The organism is Flammeovirga pectinis, assembly GCF_003970675.1.
GTDB classification, from domain to species: domain Bacteria; phylum Bacteroidota; class Bacteroidia; order Cytophagales; family Flammeovirgaceae; genus Flammeovirga; species Flammeovirga pectinis.
On record NZ_CP034562.1, the window covers coordinates 4,877,201 to 4,896,349 of the forward strand.

The following is a 19,149-nucleotide window of genomic DNA, read 5'->3' on the forward strand; positions in this document are numbered from 1 at the left end:
TTAGATGATCATTTGTATAACAATCAACAAAGGAAAAACTAATGGCAGGAGGAGCAAAAGAAACCCCGAGACAACGGATGATTGGTCTAATGTACTTAGTACTTATGGCCATGTTAGCGTTGAACGTAAGTAATACAGTTTTAGATAAGTTTACTTTTATTGAGCAATCATTAGAAAACTCTAATCATATTACTTCGCAAGAAAACGACAGACAACTTCATGCAATTGAAGGTGCTGTTGCAAAGAAAACAAATGAAATTACTAAAGCAGTTTTATCTGATGCGCAAGCATTAAGAAAAGAAACTAGTAAAGTTATTTCATATATTGACGAATTAAAAGAAGAAATTACAAAAGCAACTGGCGGAACAGAAAACGGTCAGTTGAAAGGAAAGAGTGATACTCAAGTTCCAGCTGAAATCTTAATTGGTCAAGAATCGAAGAAAAATGGAAAAGCATACGATTTAGAAAAGAAATTAAATGCTTTAGCAAAACACTTTGATGAGGTAGCTATTAAATATGATACTACTAAAACTTGGAAACCTATTGGAAAATTAGCACATCCTGCAAAGGATATGGCTCAATACAAAAATGATAAGGATAACAAGAATAAAGATTTTGCATATATCCAATTTGAAGATACACCTGCTGCTGCTGTATTGGCAATTTTAAGTGAAATGTCTTCAGAAGTTTTACAAAATGAAACTAAAGTTTTAAAAGTACTTAATGATCGTGTAGGCGGTAGAGTAGTATTTGATAAAGTAGTTGCAATTGTAAAACCTACATCAAAATATGTAGCTGCAGGTTTAGATTATGAAGCAACAATGTTTATTGCTGCCTCTTCTTCAGCTGCAAAACCAAGAATGAAATATAATGGTTCTTCTATCAAAGTTGTTGACGGTGTTGGTGAAGTGAAATTCCCTGCTAAACCTGCAAAATATGATAAGAATGGTCGTTCTAATCAAACTTGGAAAGGTGAAATTACTTACACAACTCCTTTTGGTGATACTACATTGATAGTTGAAGAAGAGTTTGTTGTAGTTAAGCCATCTATTGAAGTAAATTCTGCTACAGTAAATGCTTTATATAGAAATGTTGCAAACAAATTAGTTGTAGATGTTCCTGCTTTAGGAGAAGCATATAACCCGAGATTCTCAGGTACTAATGCAAAAGTTCTTTCTAAAGGTAAAGAAGCTACAATTATTCCTAAACCAACTGCTAAGTCAGTAGTTCTTACTGTTTCTAGTGGAGGTAATAAAATTGGAACAAAAACTTTTAAAACAAGAGGAGTTCCAAAACCAACTATTGCATTCCCTGGTATAGATTTGAAAAAAGGTATTAGTTCTAAAACTAGTAAGTTAAGAGTTCGTCCAGTTGCTGATGAGGAATTTAAAGCCGCATTACCTGACGAAGCTAACTACAGAGTTGTAGAATGGGAAGTTACAGTAGCATTTGGTACAAAGCCATTAGCTGGTCCTGTTAAAATTACAGGAGGTAAGCAAGACTTTGATATTGGAAGATTATTAAAGAAAGCTCCAAAAGGTACACCTGGTGTACGTGTAGTTATCGATGTGAAGAAAGTGGTTCGTAAGAACTCACAAGGACAGACTGAAAGAGTATCAGGTGTTGGTGGCATCACTACTATCTCAGTTAATTAAAGATTCAAGATTATGAGAAATCTAAGAGGATTACTTTTACTAGCATTTGTAAGCTTTGCTAGTATGGCATATGCACAGGAAATAGATGAAAGCGAATGGAATAAGCATTCGGTTCGACCTGTTCGTAATGCCGATATTATGTTTAAGAGAACTGTATGGTACAGAGTAAATCTTACTGATAAAATGAATCAACCATTTTTTGCGAAAAACCGTTGGTTACCAAAATTAATGATTGATGCAGTAAAGAGTAGTTTACTTAGACCATATGAAAATGACTCTTTAAAGAAACGTCTAACAATTGATGAATTTAAAGAACGTATCAAAAAACCTAATTTAGGCGGTGACTCAGGCGGCGGTGACGACTGGGGTGGCGGCGACGATTGGGGCGGCGGCGGCGGCTGGGGAGACTCAGGTGGCGGTGATGGCTGGGGAGGAGACTCTGGAGCCGGAGCTGGTGGAGCTGTTGCAGCATCATCTGATGAATTATATCCTGAGGATATTTATTTGATGGATGTTAAAGTTGATATCTTATTTGACCGTAGAAGAGGTAAATGGTTACATGATATTCAAGTAATATCTTTAGTATTACCTGCAGAAAATAATGGCGGTACTTTAGAGAGAGCTGTTGCTTCTTTCAGTTATAAGGAAGTTGTTGAAAACTTATTCAAAGAAAACAGAGATGCTCTTTGGTACAACGACAGAAACTTAGCTGAAAGTAAAAACTTATCAGATGCATTTGATCTTCTTTTATTCCAAGGTAAAATTACTAAGTACACAAATACACAAGATAAAGATATTGCTTTATTGTATGGTGATGCTAAAGGTGATATTGCTTTAATGAAAGGTTTAGAATACAAATATGATTTAGTTGAATACGAATCAGACTTATGGTCTAACTAGTATTTATCATAAATAAATTATAAAAGCAGTTTCAATTTGATTGGAACTGCTTTTTTGTATTTAAACCTATGGTCAACAAAAATATTTAGATACAAAAAGGCTTCATTTCTTAAAAAAATGAAGCCTTTTATATAAGAAATTCAGTAAAGAATTAATTATTTACCAGTTGAAACACGGTGGAAAGATTTAACTTCTAAACCAGGTTTAACGCTTGCTACGTAAGCTTTAACAGTTTGGCTAGACTCTTTCACGTATTCTTGGTTAAGAAGAGTGTTCTCTTTCAAGAATTTCTTCACATAACCTTCAGCAATACGCTCTAAGATATGTTCCGGCTTACCTTCTTGGCGAGCACGCTCCATGCCGATTTCTTTTTCTTTTTCTACTAATGAAGTGTCAACGTCTGCTTCAGATAAAGCGATTGGACGCATTGCAGCAACTTGCATTCCTACGTTTCTACCAGCTTCAAGGACAGCGTCGTCTGCAGCTTCAGAAAGTTCAACAAGTACAACAATAGCACTACCATGCTTATAAGCAGCAACAGCAGCACCAGATACGTTAGCGTATCCACTGATTTCCATTTTCTCTCCCATTTTAGCAGTTAATGAAGTAATTGCTTCTGTAGCAGGAACTCCATCAATTTCTAAAGCAAGAACTTCTTCAGCTGTTTGAGCGTCTGCAGCAACAGCAGCTTCAAGTAATTTCTGACCTAAGGCAGCAAATTCTTCATTTACTGAAACAGGTTCAGTTTCACAAGCGAATGCTAAAGCTACAGATTTACTGTTGTCAGCACTTGAATATACAAATACTTGACCTTCAGTTGTTTCTCTGTCAGCTCTCTTAGCAGCTAATTTTTGTCCTTTTTTACGAAGGATTTCAACTGCTTTGTCGATATCGCCTTCAGCTTCTTGGAGTGCTTTTTTGCAGTCCATCATACCCGCACCAGTAATAGTACGTAGCTCTTTAACGTCTTTTGCTGTGATAGCCATCTCTCTGATTTAAAAGAAAGGTTGAAAAAGGGTAGAAAATTCTACCGAAAATTTATACAAACGAACCCGCAAGGTACAGAAGTACAGTGCGGGCTCGATTAAAAACTCATCAATAAGTTAAAACTTATTTAGAAGCTTTTTGATTAGCAGCTTTTCTAATAGATAAACCACCTTTCACTTTAGCTTTTAATTCAGCCATCTCTGTACGGATAGCTTCAAGAGCTGCAGTGTCGCGCTCAGCTTTCTTCTGTTTGAAGATGTCGCCTTGCTTCACTCTTAAATCGTGAAGTTTAGCTTCAAGCTCTTTGATATCTTTAATATCCATTTTATTCAAATTTTAAAGGTAAACGAGGAAGAATTACTCTTTAGTTGCTTCGTCAGCCGCTTTTTTCTCTGCTACAGCAGCAGCACTAGCAGCTTCGTCACGCTCTTTCTTACGCTCGCCAATTCCTTCTTCGATTGCAGAACCAACAGCACCCATAATAGCACTTACTGATTTGAATGCATCGTCATTTGCAGGAATAACGAAATCAACACCCTCAGGGTTAGAGTTCGTATCAACCATTGCATAAACAGGAATACCTAATTTTTGAGCTTCTTTTACAGCGATAGACTCACGCTTAACATCTACGATGAAAAGTGCAGCCGGAAGACGAGTTTGGTCAGCAATACCGCCCAATACTCTTTCCAATTTCTCACGCTCACGTTGCATCATAAGACGCTCACGCTTTGCAAGAGAAGTGTACTCCTCGCTCTTCATTAATTTGTCAATAGATGACATTTTTTTCAATGACTTACGTACAGTTTGGAAGTTGGTAAGCATACCACCTAACCAACGTTCTGTAACGAAAGGCATTTTCAAACGTGCAGCCTCTTGCGCAACGATGTCTTTTGCTTGTTTTTTAGTAGCAACAAACATCACTTTACGACCAGACTTCACAATATTTTTTAAAGCACTTTGTGCTTGCTCTAAAGCTGTCTTTGTTTTGTTCAGGTCAATGATGTGGATACCATTGCGCTCCATGAAAATGTAAGGAGCCATTTTAGGATTCCACTTTCTGGTCAAGTGACCAAAGTGAACACCTGCGTCAAGCAGTTCTTTGTATTCTAAATTTTTCATTGTTTCTAACAAGTAGATTGTTTTGAAAAACGTATTTACGTAGTGCGGCAGATAGTCTTGAATAAGACCATCCAAAGCCGGCACATATGCAAAATCCGCTGATTAACGTTTTGAGAATTGGAATTTTCTTCTCGCTTTTCTGCGACCTGGTTTCTTTCTTTCCACCATACGAGGGTCACGAGTTAAGAAACCTTCCGGTTTCAATGTCAATCTGTGTTCTGCGTTGATTTCGCAAAGCGCTTTAGAGATCGCTAAACGTACAGCTTCCGCTTGTCCGTTAATACCACCACCTTGAACGTTTACGTCAATATCGTACTTGCCAGACTCATTAGTCAATTCTAATGGTTGTTGCACTTTGATTTGCAAAACCTCAGATGGGAAATAATCCGCAAACTCACGTTTGTTGACAGTAATCTTTCCTTCACCTTGAGACAGGTAAATTCTTGCTACAGAAGTTTTTCTTCTGCCTGAAGTGTTAATTACTTCCATCACTTAATTTTATTAAAGTTCAATTTTTTTAGGTTGTTGAGCTTCGTGTTTGTGCTCGCCACCTGCATATACATACAAGTTACGGTATAAATCACGCCCCAAACGTCCTTTCGGCAACATGCCTTTAACTGCATTCTCTACTAATCGAGTAGGAAATTTTGCTTTCATTTCTGTTGCAGTTCTTGATTTTAAACCACCTGGGTATCCTGAGTAGCGTAAGTAAACTTTCGCATCCCATTTTTTACCAGTAAGGTTCACTTTTTCTGCGTTGATAACAACTACGTTATCTCCACAGTCAACATTAGGAGTAAAGCTTGGCTTCTTTTTGCCACGTAAGTACATAGCAATTTCAGTAGCCAAACGACCCAATGTTTTACCTTCTGCGTTAAACAAAACCCACTCTTTTTGAGCAGTAACTTTGTTCACTGTTGCAGTTTTGTAACTGAGTGTATCCACTGTGATTCTTCGTTTTAGAAAAATTATAACTAGAAGCACTTACATAACTGAAATACAGTTATTTGCAAACACTTCGACCTGAACACGCATTACGGGTTAACGTAAGCGACGGGCAAAGGTAGAATATTATTTTATGATTACCAACACTTTAGCAATCATATATCTCTAAACAAATCCAAAGTAGGTGTTAAAATTAAAGCACTCATTGTTGAAAATGAGTGCTTTAATTTTATTATCATGTTATTAATGGTAGTTTTTATTGAATTGAAACCGTTTTAGTCCAACTTCCAAACCTTGGGCTACTTGAACATTTTATATTTTGATTTGGATAATAAAAGTTATAATTAATTGAAAATTTAAAATAATCTAAAATAGTAGGGGAGTATTTTGATCTCCATCATTCACTTCTGCAGTAACAGTATATGTAACATCAAAAGTATAAATTGAGTAACCATTATCATCTTTAATATAAGTATGTTTTGTGATGATGAAACCTTCTTTAGAAGTATGCGGTAATGGAAGTAATATATCATCATTAACAGCTTGTATACCTCCTTCTTGGATTGTAGTTGAAAAACTTATATCATTAAATGGAATTTTTGATTTTAATAAGCCAGTTACTCTAAAAGTAGATTTATCTGAAGCAGTTAGAGGAACATTACTACTATCAAACTCTATTAAATATGGAGTATCTATAACTTTTACTTTTTGAATTATATCAGCAGTCTCTCCTTTGTCTGTAAAAGCTGTAAAACGAATTTCAGTATCACCTTTTTCGTATGGTGCTACTGCTTTATATTCATAAGTAGCTTGATCTTGATATACATTATCCGGGTCTTTAGAGAGTTTTTCTCCACAATCATTATAACTTGTAAATGAACTAATAGGCTCATTACTAGTTGTTGTTGCTTTTACATTAAGGCTGATTGTATCTAAAGGATATACCTCTAAAATTTCTTGTTGGTTTTCAATCTCAATAGTTGGATCACTAGATGTAATAATATTATCATCTCCAGAACTACAGGAGATAACAATAGAACTTAAAAGTAGAAGAGTTAATAGATTGCTTTTCATAATTTAGGTTATTTTTGAATTTGAGATTAAGAAGAATTTACTAGTTCAAATTATAAAAAAAAGGACATATTTCAATTGAAATATGCCCTTTTGAAGTAATTAATTAAAATTTACCAAGTAAATAGAGGGAACTTACGCATCCACTCATTTATCTCAGATTTTACTTTATTAATTTCTTCTTCATTTTCGTGATTCATTAAAACTCTGTCAATGAAATCAACTATTTTGCCCATATCACTTTCTTTCAAACCACGAGTTGTAACCGCAGCAGTACCAATACGCATACCTGAAGTAACAAATGGAGATTTGTCATCAAAAGGAACCATATTTTTGTTGATAGTAATATCAGCTTTTATTAATGTATTTTCAGCGATCTTACCAGTTAAACCTTTCGAACGTAAGTCGATTAGCATTAAGTGGTTATCTGTACCTCCAGAAATGATATCATAACCTTTAGCAATAAAGTGTTTTGCCATTTCTTGAGCATTTGCTTGAACTTGAGTTACATACTCACCATATTCTGGAGATAATGCTTCGCCAAATGCAATTGCTTTAGCAGCAATAACGTGCTCTAAAGGACCACCTTGAGTTCCTGGGAATACACCAGAATCTAATAAAGAAGACATCATACGAGTTTTTCCTTTAGGTGTTTTTAAACCCCAAGGATTTTCGAAATCTTCTCCCATCATAATAATTCCACCTCTTGGTCCACGTAATGTTTTGTGGGTAGTAGAAGTTACGATATGACAGTATTTGATAGGATCATCAAGTTTACCTTTTGCAATTAACCCTGAAGGATGAGAAATATCGGCTAATAAAAGAGCACCAATTTCGTCAGCAACTTCACGTAATTTCTTGTAATTCCACTCACGAGAGTAAGCAGAAGCACCAGCAATAATTAATTGAGGCTTTTCTTTACGAGCAGTTTCAACAACTTTATCCCAATCGATAAGACCTGTTTCTTGTTCTACTCCGTAAAAAGAAGGACTATAAAGTTTTCCTGAGAAGTTTACAGGAGAACCGTGAGTTAAGTGACCACCGTGAGATAGGTCAAATCCTAAAATTTTATCACCTGGTTTTAATACTGCTAACATAACAGCAGCATTAGCTTGTGCACCAGAGTGAGGTTGAACGTTAGCCCAAACTGCACCAAACAGTTCTTTTAGGCGGTCGATAGCAAGGTTTTCTACCTCATCTACTACTTCACAACCACCATAATAACGCTTGCCAGGTAAGCCTTCTGCGTATTTGTTTGTTAATACACTTCCCATAGCTTCCATAACCTGCTCAGATGCAAAATTCTCTGAAGCGATTAATTCAATACCAGAAAGTTGTCTTTCTTTTTCGCGATCTATAAGATCAAAGATGATTTCATCTCTTTTCATGGCTAAAAAAGTGGTTTTGTTTGTTTAATAGTTGAATTTATTCCTATTGAAAAATAGGAGGTTGTACCTTTAGACGCGCTAAACTACTAAATTTCAATGTGCCATTAAGAGATTTAGTAAAAAAAGATCAATTTAATAATATTATTTTTTGATTTAGACCCTTTTTACTAATAAAATCATAATATATAGTGCTTAAAAACAGAAAAATCATCAAAAAGAATTATTCGATTCTTTTTGATGATTTTAATTCAATCTGATAATTTTATATCAAAATTTAATCGTACAAATGGCTAATTTTCACAAGGCCATCAGGATTAATAATTTTAATACTTCTTTTATTAATCTCAATTAATTTCTCGTGTTTAAATTCAGAGATGATACGTATTGCAGTTTCTTTAACTGTACCTACCAATCCTGCTAAATCTTCACGAGTAAGAGTGATTTGTTCTTTGTCTTCAAAGGCCTTATCTAAGAGTAATAATGCCTCAGCAATTCGTCCACGCACAGGTTTGTAAGCAATGTCAGTCAGTTTTGATTCTGCACTGTCAATTACTTCGCATAATAAATGGACAATTTGTTGGTAAAACTCTACATTTTCATGGAGAATCTCCATAAAAATAGCTTTTGGAATAAGACAAATTGATGAGTCTTCAATGGCAATTGCGGATGCTCTATAACGTCCGCCTTTGATAAGAGACTTGTAGCCTACAAAATCACCAGGTTTGGCAATTCGTAAAATCTGTTCTTTTCCGTTACTGCCGAGCTTAGTAACTTTAACTAAACCTTCGCTAATACAATACACTCCTGTAGGCATCGATTCTTCTTGGAAAATCGGTTGCCCTTTTTTAAAGTAGTGACATGTATGAGGCTGAAGTTTATCAAGTTGCTCAGCAGTAAGACAAGAAAATAAAGATTGGCTTCCCTTAGCTTTTAAAGCGCAAGAGGGTTGTACCAATTTCATCTTTTTAGTGTGTAAGTGGATAATTCTGATAAAAGCGATTTAAAAGTACTATCAAAATCACAGATTTACTAAAAAAAATGACATTAGTTACTTTTTTACATAAAAAAACACAGCCGAGTGCAATAAATGCTCCCGACTGTGCGCTTTTATCAGAATTATCCATTGCAAATGTAAATGTTGTTTATCAACTTGTGTATGATATAAGTTTTCCTCAATAATGAGAGAAGTCATTATTGAGGACTTTTTTAGCAAACGATTCATAATTTTTCTTACTACTATGTACAAATTTCTATTGAGCGGTATACTATTATACTGTTTATCGTTTTTTACGATTCCGCTATTTTCTCAAAGTATTATTTATCAGGATTTTTCTCAACCAACCAATTTGTTAGGTGGTTCTACCTCTACAGGTAATATTCCAGAAGGGTGGTTTATGCAAACTAATGATGGTTATTTTCAATTAAATAGCACTTCTGGGACAGGACAACGCACTGTTTACGCATTGTCTCCTCATGAAATCTTGATAAATGATTATCCGGATACCTTAATTTGGGAATTTAGTTTTCAACACAATTTTTCGGTCTCTACCAATTTACAGAAAACTAATTATTCATCTTTTATTCTGATGAGTGATTCATTGTCTTATCTAAATGGTAATTATTTATCAGTTAAAGTTGCAGATCAGATTTATTTTTTATCAAATGATAGCTTAATTATTAAGGCACCTATTCAGTCTTTAAATTCTGAATGGAATCATTTAAAAATTATTTTTGATGGAAATTCTGAATGGAGTGTTATTACAGACTTCTCTGATTCAGTTTCAATTCAGCATGAGCCATTGTCAGATTCATTTTTTACAGGCTTTTCTTCACATTTTACTTCAGCAGCTAGAGGTCAACATTTTTTATATGATGATTTCTATTTAGATCATTTTTTAAAAGCATTAGATCATGAAGTACCGATTTTAGAAAAGATAAACTTTTCTGGTGATTCGATCATTCAATTTATCTTTAATGAAGAATTAGCCACAAATTGTATTTCAGACCTTAGTATTGATGGAATAGCAACATCTATTTATTTAAATATTGATACACTTTTTTGTGAGTTTCCATCAGGACTAGAAATTGATGAAAATTATAATTTCACCATTAATAATGTATGTGATTTATCAGGGAATAATACTTCTATAACTTCTAATTTTCTTTTTGAAGATTTAATACCTCCGGTAATTATTTCTATAAACTCCATAAATGCATATTCATTTTGGATTAATTTTTCTGAAGAAATCAACAGTTTAGCTTCTGAAAATATTTTTATAAAGTGGAAAGAGGAAGAAATATCAATAGATAATTATTCATTTTCTAACAATGATTCTTCTTCAATTTTTATCATATTATCTGCACCTTTACCAGAAAATGAAATAGTTGAATTAAGAATAAATGATTTATCTGACTATAAAAATAATATAAGTACCTCTTCTTTTTTCTTTGAGTTTGATACACAATTACCAAGGTTAATAGATTTTACGATTAATACTTCGAACAAGATTACCTTAAATTTCAATGATGAATTAGATAAGATCGAAGCTATTGATATTTTTAATTATGCCTTGATTAATGAAGAAATACATCCTTCTCAAGTTTTTTGTAATGATAGTTCTGTACAATTATTTTTTGATAGTACATTTTTTATTGAACAAGAGACTTACGGTTTATCCATCAGAAATTTGAAAGATAAATCAGGTAATTCTTTAAAGAAGAAGAATATTTATTTTCAATACGATACAATTCCTCCATTATTAACATCTGTACAATATTATTCTGACAGCCTTTTACTTCAATTTTCAGAACCTGTTCTACAAAATGTAGTAGTTGAGGTAAATGGGAGAGCAGTTGACTATCAAAAAAATAGTTGTCCAAGCGATATTTTATCTATCAATGTTATTGATTTAGCTTCTATAGCTCATATACAATTATTTAATTTAGAAGATGAAAATGGTAATCTAACAGATAGTATATCTCAAAAAATTAAAGAAGAACAATCTATAATAGAAATCTATGCTTTTTCTAAAAATGAGATTATCATAACATTTACTGATACAGTTGGTCTTGAAAACATTGACTTAAAACCACTTGATTTTAGTGTAGATCAAGTCAGAAAAGAAAAAAATAAACTTTTTATATCAACAACAACTGCTCTAGAAAGTGGAAAACTGTATTCAATTGAAATTGATAATGTGATTTTTAAAGTCGACTATCAAGAAATTAATGTGACGATTTCTTCTTCAACGCATTTATCGACTTTAATTTTTGATGAGAAAATTAATATAACTCCACTTTTAATAACTAGTACTGAATTAGAGGTTCAGAATTATAAAATTGAAGAGAATAGTCTATATGTGTTTTTTACTAATCCCCTGATTAAAAATAAGGGTTATGATCTGTCTATAGTTGGACTAGAAAATTGTAAAGGCAAAAAATTACCAGTGTTAGATACTATACTTATTATCGACAATGAACTTCCGGTACTCTCTAATTGTGTATTAAAGTCTTCTAATTCATTATTGATAGAATGTTCTGAAGAGTTAATTAAGGATGATGTTTTATTACCAAATAGATATAAAATTGAAGGTTATAATGTAAGTAAAATATCGTATTTGAATAAGCAAATTTCATTGGTTTTTGATAGAGATTTTGAGCCTGAAAGCGAACTTGAAATTGAGGTTGAAAAAGGGTTAAGAGATCTAGCAGAAAATAAAAGTGAAACGACACTATTTAGGCTTACAACTCCTAAGAAAATAGGTGTTGGAGATCTTGTATTTAATGAGTTATTAATTGATCCATCTCCATCTGTAGGATTACCAAATTCTGAAGCCATTGAATTAAAGAATTTGAGTCAAGATACTTTATCATTAACACAGCTTAAATTATTAATAGACAATGATACTTTTAGACTTGAACATTTGTCGTTATTACCAAATGCATTTGTAATTCTTGTTGCTGCTAAAAACATTGATTTATGGAGCGAATATGATAATGTAATAGGAATAGAAAATTTGAGTATTTTAAAAAATGAAGGAGATACATTACAACTTTTATCTCTTGATAATAATTTAATAGTAGATGAAGTTTTTTATTCAAAAAAAACATATAAAGATAATACCAAAGCTGAAGGTGGTTATACCTTAGAAAAGATTGATCCTTGGTTTAATTGTACGTCTGAAATAAACTGGAAAGTTACCAACAGTTTAAGTGGAGGTACTTTAGGAATGGAAAATTCTGTGTTTGCACAATTAGAAGATATAGAACCACCGTTTATTACAAACATAAAAGTTATCAACAATGTTAGTATCCAAATTCTATTTAATGAACCTGTTTTCTTTGATTCTTTAAAAAGTACAATACAATGCTTAATAAATAATGTTGATAACCCTGTTAATAACTCATATTTTGTTGATAACTCAACATTGAATATTACTCTTAATGAGAATATTCCTTCTGGTGTGTTAGTAAATCTTACTGTTGGTAACTTCTATGATTGTTTCAATAATATCCAATTTTCTAGTACTGAAACGTTTTTTGTATCACCAAAAGTGAACTATCAACAGTTGTTGATAACTGAGTTGATGACTAATCATTCATCTATTACGGCTTTACCTACTTCTGAATACATAGAACTATACAATAACAGCGACTTACACCTTAATATTGGTGATTGTGTAATGTTATTGAATGGAGTGAAAATTGAACTACCAATAAATAGTATTAAACCAAGAGAGTATCTATTACTAACACCACTTGAACATGTTGATAACTTTCTAGAAAATGGTATTAATAGTGTTGGTATAAAATCTTGGAAGAATTTAAATAATACAGAAGGTGAGATAGTACTTTATAATAAGGAAAATGAAGAACTTCAAAGAATAAACTATACACCTTTTTATTATCAGGATAGAGAGAAAGCAAAAGGAGGATGGTCGTTAGAAATGATTGATATTCAAAGCTCTTGTGTTGGTAAAAAGAACTGGAGAGCATCAGAGGATAATAGAGGTGGTACACCAGCAGAAAAAAATTCCATAACTAGTTTTTTAGAAGATTATAGAGCACCAGAATTGATAGCGACATTTGCCGTAAATGATACTATATATCTTCAATTTGATGAAGACGTTTCACCATTATTATCAAAGAATAGTATAGTAAAATATAATGATGATATTATCCCTTTTAATCAATTAGAATGGCAGGGAGAAATGGTCTTTTTTATGGATGAAAAAAAAATAAATTCAGAGGTTGAAATTAGTATTGAAAATATCTCTGATTGCTTATTAAATATCAGTCTAATTCCTCAAAAAAAGCAGCTGATTAAATCACCAAAAGAAGTACAATTATCTTTATCAGAATTACTCTTCGATCCATCTATTCTTAATGAAGATTTTGTGGAAATTTATAATGCATCAAGTGGTTATATCAATTTAAAAGATTATAAAATTGGTAATATTAATAATGAAGGAATTTCTGATTTTAAAAAGTTATCCACAAAATCGTTATTTATGCCTCCTAAAACATGGTATGTTTTTACAAATAGTGTTGATAACTTATTGAATTTCTACCCATCAGCCATAAGTGATCATATTTTTGAATTAAAATTACCCACCTTTCCCAATCAAGAAGGAGGGGTTGTTTTAATGAACAATCACAATGAAATTTTAGAACGGTTTCTTTATAATGATAAAATGCATCAAGGGTATTTAAAAAATATTGAAGATGTTTCCTTAGAAAGAATAGATTATAATAAAGAGGCTAGTTTAGAAGATAATTGGACATCTGCTATTGAAAGTGTTGGTTTTGCTACACCTACAAAGAAGAATTCTAGAAATAACAAGGGTACGGCTCATGCCAATAATTTTGGTGGGTTAATAGTAAATACAACTTTAATTACAACCAATGGAGATGGAATAGATGATTATTTATTGATTGAAAATAATAATGAATTTCCTCTAAGAATATTTAGGTTAGAAGTATATAATGTTAGAGGGCAATTAATAACATCATTACGAACTAATTTTGAAATAGGTATGGGTGATGTAGTTAGATGGGATGGTAAAACAACTTCTGGAGAACGAGTGTATGGTAAGTTTCTTCTACTATTACTTGCTGAAAATAGGCAACATAGAATAGAAAAATTTACAAAAGTGATAAGTGTAGCTACTTGGAATTGACTTATTTAGGTGTTTTTTCTTTATTATTCAGAGATGTTATAGAATAAGATGCTTGTATTATTGTGTAGTATTATACAAAGTATTACTTTTGCGTTTCGATTTGGGATTACAGAATTAAGTAAAAAAATATTATAAGATGAAAAAAGATCTTCATCCTGAGTTCAGACCTGTGGTATTCCACGATCTGACTAGTAACGAGAAGTTCCTTATTGGTTCTACTGTTAAAACACAAGACACTATTGAATTTGAAGGTGAAACTCACCCATTATTCAAAGTCGAGATTTCTTCTGCATCTCACCCGTTCTATACTGGTAAGAAAGCTGCTATTTCAGCTGCAGGTAGAGTTGACCGTTTCAACAAAAAATACGGAAAGAAAGCATAAGTATTTGCTTTATTCTCAAAAGGCCACGATTTCAAATTTGGAATCGTGGTTTTTTTTATGCCCAAATTTTTTTCTCCTCTTTTTTTTAAAAATCTTTTTTTACCACAGAAGCATCTTTTTGTCCCACGAAGTCCATTTTGAAAACTGCACCTTTGTATTGTTCAATAAAAACAATTACAAAAAAATATAAATCTCTTCATTATGACAGTTTCAGAATTTTTACTAGGTAGATTAAACGAGTTAAACGTAAATAATTTATTTGGTATCCCAGGGGATTATGTATTACCATTTTTTGATGAGTTAATAGATAAAAAAACAGGAGTTAGCCACGTAAATAGTAGAAACGAATTAAATGCTACATACTCAGCAGATGGTTATTCAAGAATAAATGGTTTTGGTGCAGTAGCGGTAACATTTGGTGTAGGTTCATTAAGTACAGTAAATGCAGTTGCCGGAGCTTATGCAGATAATTCACCATTAGTAGTAATATGTGGAGCACCAGTAAGAAGTGTTTCTAAAACGATAGGTACCAAATTACTACATCACTTAGTAGATCAAGATTTTGATACCTCGATGAAAGTAATGGAAAATATAACATTAAGAACATTACGCGTATCATCTACAGAAACAGCAGCAGCAGAAATAGATGCATTATTAATCGATTCATTTATTCAGAAAAAGCCTGTTTATTTAGAAATACCATTTGATTTACAACAGGCAGAGTTGGATAATTACCCAACCACACCTTTAAATATTAATAAGAAAGTAACTAATACGGTTACGCTTAATAATGCAGTAGATCAGATTACAAAATTGATAGATAAGTCAGAAAGTATTTCCTCTTTAGTAGGACCTTTATTACAGAGAAATAATATGATTTTGACAACAGATAAAGTTATTTCTCATATTAATGCTTGTGTAGGAACTGTTTTTACGGGTAAGATATCGCATTTTGAAGATCACCCAAATGCAGTCGGCTTTTACCAAGGTAAAGTCTCAGAAGATTATACAAATAAGATGATTGAGAATGCTGATTTGAATATCACTTTTGGCGTTCAACATACAGAGTTTGATACAGGTGTATTTTCTGATAGTATCGGAGTAAATCAAGATGCTGTTCATATTTTAAATGATTGTGTCATCATTAATGGAGAGTATTATTTTGATGTTTATTTAAAAGATATCCTACCAGTTCTTGCTGAAAAAGTACAAGTTCTGACTCCAAAGAAATTAGAGATTGATGCATCTGCAAGGAAATTTGTCTTTGAAAGAAGAGATAAATTTGCACCTACAGATAACGATCTAACGATTGACAGAATGTATGTTCAATTTGCCAATTTCATGAATTCGGGAGATATTTTAGTAGGAGATACAGGAGGATATATTAATGCTTCTCAGGCAGGTTTGAAGAAAGATATTCAAATTCATGGTTGTGGAAACTGGGGTTCTTTGGGCGCAGGTTTTGGAATGAGTATCGGAGCTACTTTTGCTCATAGTGAGGATAGCACAGATAATGGTCAGGTAATAAGCATTACTGGAGATGGCGCCTTTTTAATGTCAGCACAAGAGCTTTCTACAATAATAGAGCATAAATTAGATGCGACATTAATTATTTTAGATAACTCTGGTTACGGAGCAGAGCGTCAGATTCACCCAGGTAAAGAGCGTTCTTACAACGATTTCTTACCATGGAAGTATGAACAATTAGCCGAGACATTTGGCGGAGAAGATGGTGTAACTACATCAAGTTATGTTGCTAAGACAGAAAATGATTTAGACAAAATATTTACAGAATTACGAGGTAAAAAAGGTGTTAATGTTGTTAGAGTAAAACTAGATCCATGGGATAGTGCATCTTTCAATGTAAAATTTAGTGAAGCATTACAACACTAAAATAACTATTTCTCAGTATTTGAAAGCGATCAGCAATGGTCGCTTTTTTTATTGGTCTCATAAATGGGTTTAAAACCCTGCACTTTCAGTGCAGAACTTTAGTATTTCGAAAAAATCTACTACATTCTGAGTATTATGACACAGGAGTATAGAAAAGGTCATCATACAGTGACTAGGTTGACCGTCCATATAGTTTTTGCGACTAAATATCGTTATCAAGTTCTAGAAGGAGATATTCAAAAACGATGTAGATCTCTTCTCATTCAAATTTGTGAAGTAGAAGGTATTGAGATCCTAAAAGGAGTTGTAAGTAAAGATCATGTTCATATCCACATAGAGTACCCTCCGACTAAAAGTCTTAGTGATATTTTGAAACGTATGAAAGGTCGAACTTCAAGGTTACTTCAACAAGAATATCCTAGTTTAGGAAAAAGGTATTGGGGTAAGCATTTTTGGGCAGGAGGTTACGGCGCTTGGAGTACAGGTAACATTACAGACGAAATGGTCAACGACTATTTAGAACATCATAGGAGCGATATGGACGATAATTCCAACTTCATGTTGGAATAAGAGGAAGTGAGCGTAGGACTTTCAGTCCTACCCCCCAAACCTCTGCACTTTCAGTGCAGAGTGGTTTAGTTTACATTAAATTTTTTGAAATAATTACTTGGAGTTTGCTCAAAGAATTTTTTCTCCTCTTTTTTTTAAAAATCTTTTTTTACCACAGAAGTATCTTTTTGTCCCACGAAGTCCATTTTGAAAACTGCACCTTTGTATTGTTCAATAAAAACAATTACAAAAAAAATATAAATCTCTTCATTATGACAGTTTCAGAATTTTTACTAGGCAGATTAAACGAGTTAAACGTAAATAATTTATTTGGTATCCCAGGGGATTATGTATTACCATTTTTTGATGAGTTAATAGATAAAAAAACAGGAGTTAGCCACGTAAATAGTAGAAACGAATTAAATGCTACATACTCAGCAGATGGTTATTCAAGAATAAATGGTTTTGGTGCAGTAGCGGTAACATTTGGTGTAGGTTCATTAAGTACAGTAAATGCAGTTGCCGGAGCTTATGCAGATAATTCACCATTAGTAGTAATATGTGGAGCACCGGTAAGAAGTGTTTCTAAAACGATAGGTACCAAATTACTACATCACTTAGTAGATCAAGATTTTGATACCTCGATGAAAGTAATGGAAAATATAACATTAAGAACATTACGCGTATCATCTACAGAAACAGCAACAGCAGAAATAGATGCATTATTAATCGATTCATTTATTCAGAAAAAGCCTGTTTATTTAGAAATACCATTTGACTTACAACAGGCAGAGTTGGATAATTACCCAACTACACCTTTAAATATTAATAAGAAAGTAACTAATACGGTTACGCTTAATAATGCAGTAGATCAGATTACAAAATTGATAGATAAGTCAGAAAGTATTTCCTCTTTAGTAGGACCTTTATTACAGAGAAATAATATGATTTTGACAACAGATAAAGTTATTTCTCATATCAATGCTTGTGTAGGAACTGTTTTTACGGGTAAGATCTCGCATTTTGAAGATCACCCAAATGCAGTCGGCTTTTACCAAGGTAAAGTCTCAGAAGATTATACAAATAAGATGATTGAGAATGCTGATTTGAATATCACTTTTGGTGTTCAACATACAGAATTTGATACAGGTGTATTTTCTGATAGTATCGGAGTAAATCAAGATGCTGTTCATATTTTAAATGATTGTGTCATCATTAATGGAGAGTATTATTTTGATGTTTATTTAAAAGATATCCTTCCAGTTCTTGCTGAAAAAGTACAAGTTTTGACTCCAAAGAAATTAGAGATTGATGCATCTGCAAGGAAATTTGTCTTTGAAAGAAGAGATAAATTTGCACCAACAGATAACGATCTAACGATTGACAGAATGTATGTTCAATTTGCCAATTTCATGAATTCGGGAGATATTTTAGTAGGAGATACAGGAGGATATATTAATGCTTCTCAGGCAGGTTTGAAGAAAGATATTCAAATTCATGGTTGTGGAAACTGGGGTTCTTTGGGCGCAGGTTTTGGAATGAGTATCGGAGCTACTTTTGCTCATAGTGAGGATAGTTCAGATAAAGGTCAGGTAATAAGCATTACTGGAGATGGCGCTTTTTTAATGTCAGCACAAGAGCTTTCTACAATAATAGAGCATAAATTAGATGCGACATTAATTATTTTAGATAACTCTGGTTATGGAGCAGAACGTCAGATTCACCCAGGTAAAGAGCGTTCTTATAACGATTTCTTACCATGGAAGTATGAACAATTAGCCGAGACATTTGGTGGAGAAGATGGTGTAACTACATCAAGTTATGTTGCTAAGACAGAAAATGATTTAGACAAAATATTTACAGAATTACGAGGTAAAAAAGGTGTTAATGTTGTTAGAGTAAAACTAGACCCATGGGATAGTGCATCTTTCAATGTAAAATTTAGTGAAGCATTACAACACTAAAATAACTATTTCTCGGTATTTGAAAGCGATCAGCAATGGTCGCTTTTTTTATTTTACATTAAATTTTTTGAAATAATTACTTGGGGTTTGCTCAAAGAATTTTTTCTTCTCTTTTCT

15 protein-coding genes are annotated in these 19,149 nt (G+C 32.8%); 7 read left to right on the forward strand and 8 right to left on the reverse strand.

The window, feature by feature from the left end:
* Positions 1 to 41 precede the first annotated feature (41 nt).
* Positions 42 to 1,655 (forward strand): type IX secretion system motor protein PorM/GldM, encoded by a 1,614-nt coding sequence (porM, locus tag EI427_RS19230; RefSeq protein ID WP_126617781.1) that lies wholly within the window; start codon positions 42 to 44, stop codon positions 1,653 to 1,655.
* A gap of 12 nt (positions 1,656 to 1,667) precedes the next feature.
* Positions 1,668 to 2,555, forward strand: coding sequence for a gliding motility protein GldN (locus tag EI427_RS25955; RefSeq protein WP_155523303.1), 888 nt, complete (start codon positions 1,668 to 1,670; stop codon positions 2,553 to 2,555).
* A gap of 155 nt (positions 2,556 to 2,710) precedes the next feature.
* On the opposite strand, the gene tsf is transcribed toward EI427_RS25955, so the two are convergent.
* The 8 genes from tsf to EI427_RS19275 all read right to left on the reverse strand — a co-directional run bounded on the left by tsf (position 2,711) and on the right by EI427_RS19275 (position 9,026).
* Positions 2,711 to 3,541: a translation elongation factor Ts gene (tsf, locus tag EI427_RS19240; protein ID WP_126617783.1), complete on the reverse strand. Its 831-nt coding sequence runs from the start codon at positions 3,539 to 3,541 to the stop codon at positions 2,711 to 2,713.
* A 124-nt stretch (positions 3,542 to 3,665) separates the two neighbouring features.
* The gene (locus tag EI427_RS19245; protein WP_126617785.1) at positions 3,666 to 3,866 is read right to left on the reverse strand and encodes a hypothetical protein; all 201 of its coding nucleotides are present in this window, start codon (positions 3,864 to 3,866) and stop codon (positions 3,666 to 3,668) included.
* 33 nt (positions 3,867 to 3,899) lie between these two features.
* Positions 3,900 to 4,661, reverse strand: coding sequence for a 30S ribosomal protein S2 (gene rpsB, locus EI427_RS19250; RefSeq protein ID WP_126617787.1), 762 nt, complete (start codon positions 4,659 to 4,661; stop codon positions 3,900 to 3,902).
* 102 nt (positions 4,662 to 4,763) lie between these two features.
* The gene (rpsI, locus tag EI427_RS19255; RefSeq protein ID WP_126617789.1) at positions 4,764 to 5,150 is read right to left on the reverse strand and encodes a 30S ribosomal protein S9; all 387 of its coding nucleotides are present in this window, start codon (positions 5,148 to 5,150) and stop codon (positions 4,764 to 4,766) included.
* 12 nt (positions 5,151 to 5,162) lie between these two features.
* On the reverse strand, positions 5,163 to 5,606 hold the full coding sequence (gene rplM, locus EI427_RS19260; RefSeq protein ID WP_126617791.1) for a 50S ribosomal protein L13: 444 nt from the start codon (positions 5,604 to 5,606) through the stop codon (positions 5,163 to 5,165).
* Between the two features lie 366 nt (positions 5,607 to 5,972).
* Entirely contained in the window at positions 5,973 to 6,680 is a 708-nt protein-coding gene (locus tag EI427_RS19265) for a hypothetical protein (protein WP_126617793.1), read from the reverse strand.
* Between the two features lie 110 nt (positions 6,681 to 6,790).
* Positions 6,791 to 8,065: a serine hydroxymethyltransferase gene (locus EI427_RS19270; RefSeq protein WP_126617795.1), complete on the reverse strand. Its 1,275-nt coding sequence runs from the start codon at positions 8,063 to 8,065 to the stop codon at positions 6,791 to 6,793.
* 274 nt (positions 8,066 to 8,339) lie between these two features.
* Positions 8,340 to 9,026 carry a Crp/Fnr family transcriptional regulator gene (locus EI427_RS19275; protein ID WP_126617797.1) on the reverse strand — a complete coding sequence of 229 codons (687 nt, stop codon included), beginning with the start codon at positions 9,024 to 9,026 and terminating at the stop codon, positions 8,340 to 8,342.
* 277 nt (positions 9,027 to 9,303) lie between these two features.
* Between EI427_RS19275 and EI427_RS19280 the strand changes: the two genes are divergently transcribed.
* The 5 genes from EI427_RS19280 to EI427_RS19300 all read left to right on the forward strand — a co-directional run bounded on the left by EI427_RS19280 (position 9,304) and on the right by EI427_RS19300 (position 19,032).
* The gene (locus EI427_RS19280) at positions 9,304 to 14,244 is read left to right on the forward strand and encodes a hypothetical protein (protein ID WP_126617800.1); all 4,941 of its coding nucleotides are present in this window, start codon (positions 9,304 to 9,306) and stop codon (positions 14,242 to 14,244) included.
* A gap of 136 nt (positions 14,245 to 14,380) precedes the next feature.
* Positions 14,381 to 14,626, forward strand: coding sequence for a type B 50S ribosomal protein L31 (locus tag EI427_RS19285; RefSeq protein ID WP_126617802.1), 246 nt, complete (start codon positions 14,381 to 14,383; stop codon positions 14,624 to 14,626).
* Positions 14,627 to 14,827: 201 nt separating this feature from the next.
* Positions 14,828 to 16,519 carry a thiamine pyrophosphate-binding protein gene (locus tag EI427_RS19290; RefSeq protein ID WP_126617804.1) on the forward strand — a complete coding sequence of 564 codons (1,692 nt, stop codon included), beginning with the start codon at positions 14,828 to 14,830 and terminating at the stop codon, positions 16,517 to 16,519.
* Positions 16,520 to 16,654: 135 nt separating this feature from the next.
* Positions 16,655 to 17,089 (forward strand): IS200/IS605 family transposase, encoded by a 435-nt coding sequence (gene tnpA / locus EI427_RS19295; protein ID WP_126617806.1) that lies wholly within the window; start codon positions 16,655 to 16,657, stop codon positions 17,087 to 17,089.
* Positions 17,090 to 17,340: 251 nt separating this feature from the next.
* Positions 17,341 to 19,032, forward strand: coding sequence for a thiamine pyrophosphate-binding protein (locus EI427_RS19300; protein ID WP_126617808.1), 1,692 nt, complete (start codon positions 17,341 to 17,343; stop codon positions 19,030 to 19,032).
* Positions 19,033 to 19,149 lie beyond the last annotated feature (117 nt).

What these genes read in the sequence shown, in the direction of transcription:
- porM (WP_126617781.1), top strand. Translation starts at nt 42, where the DNA reads ATGGCAGGAGGAGCAAAAGAAACCCCGAGACAACGGATGATTGGTCTA.
- EI427_RS25955 (WP_155523303.1), top strand. Translation starts at nt 1,668, where the DNA reads ATGAGAAATCTAAGAGGATTACTTTTACTAGCATTTGTAAGCTTTGCT.
- tsf (WP_126617783.1), bottom strand. Translation starts at nt 3,541, where the DNA reads ATGGCTATCACAGCAAAAGACGTTAAAGAGCTACGTACTATTACTGGT.
- EI427_RS19245 (WP_126617785.1), bottom strand. Translation starts at nt 3,866, where the DNA reads ATGGATATTAAAGATATCAAAGAGCTTGAAGCTAAACTTCACGATTTA.
- rpsB (WP_126617787.1), bottom strand. Translation starts at nt 4,661, where the DNA reads ATGAAAAATTTAGAATACAAAGAACTGCTTGACGCAGGTGTTCACTTT.
- rpsI (WP_126617789.1), bottom strand. Translation starts at nt 5,150, where the DNA reads ATGGAAGTAATTAACACTTCAGGCAGAAGAAAAACTTCTGTAGCAAGA.
- EI427_RS19265 (WP_126617793.1), bottom strand. Translation starts at nt 6,680, where the DNA reads ATGAAAAGCAATCTATTAACTCTTCTACTTTTAAGTTCTATTGTTATC.
- EI427_RS19270 (WP_126617795.1), bottom strand. Translation starts at nt 8,065, where the DNA reads ATGAAAAGAGATGAAATCATCTTTGATCTTATAGATCGCGAAAAAGAA.
- EI427_RS19275 (WP_126617797.1), bottom strand. Translation starts at nt 9,026, where the DNA reads ATGAAATTGGTACAACCCTCTTGCGCTTTAAAAGCTAAGGGAAGCCAA.
- EI427_RS19280 (WP_126617800.1), top strand. Translation starts at nt 9,304, where the DNA reads ATGTACAAATTTCTATTGAGCGGTATACTATTATACTGTTTATCGTTT.
- EI427_RS19285 (WP_126617802.1), top strand. Translation starts at nt 14,381, where the DNA reads ATGAAAAAAGATCTTCATCCTGAGTTCAGACCTGTGGTATTCCACGAT.
- EI427_RS19290 (WP_126617804.1), top strand. Translation starts at nt 14,828, where the DNA reads ATGACAGTTTCAGAATTTTTACTAGGTAGATTAAACGAGTTAAACGTA.
- tnpA (WP_126617806.1), top strand. Translation starts at nt 16,655, where the DNA reads ATGACACAGGAGTATAGAAAAGGTCATCATACAGTGACTAGGTTGACC.
- EI427_RS19300 (WP_126617808.1), top strand. Translation starts at nt 17,341, where the DNA reads ATGACAGTTTCAGAATTTTTACTAGGCAGATTAAACGAGTTAAACGTA.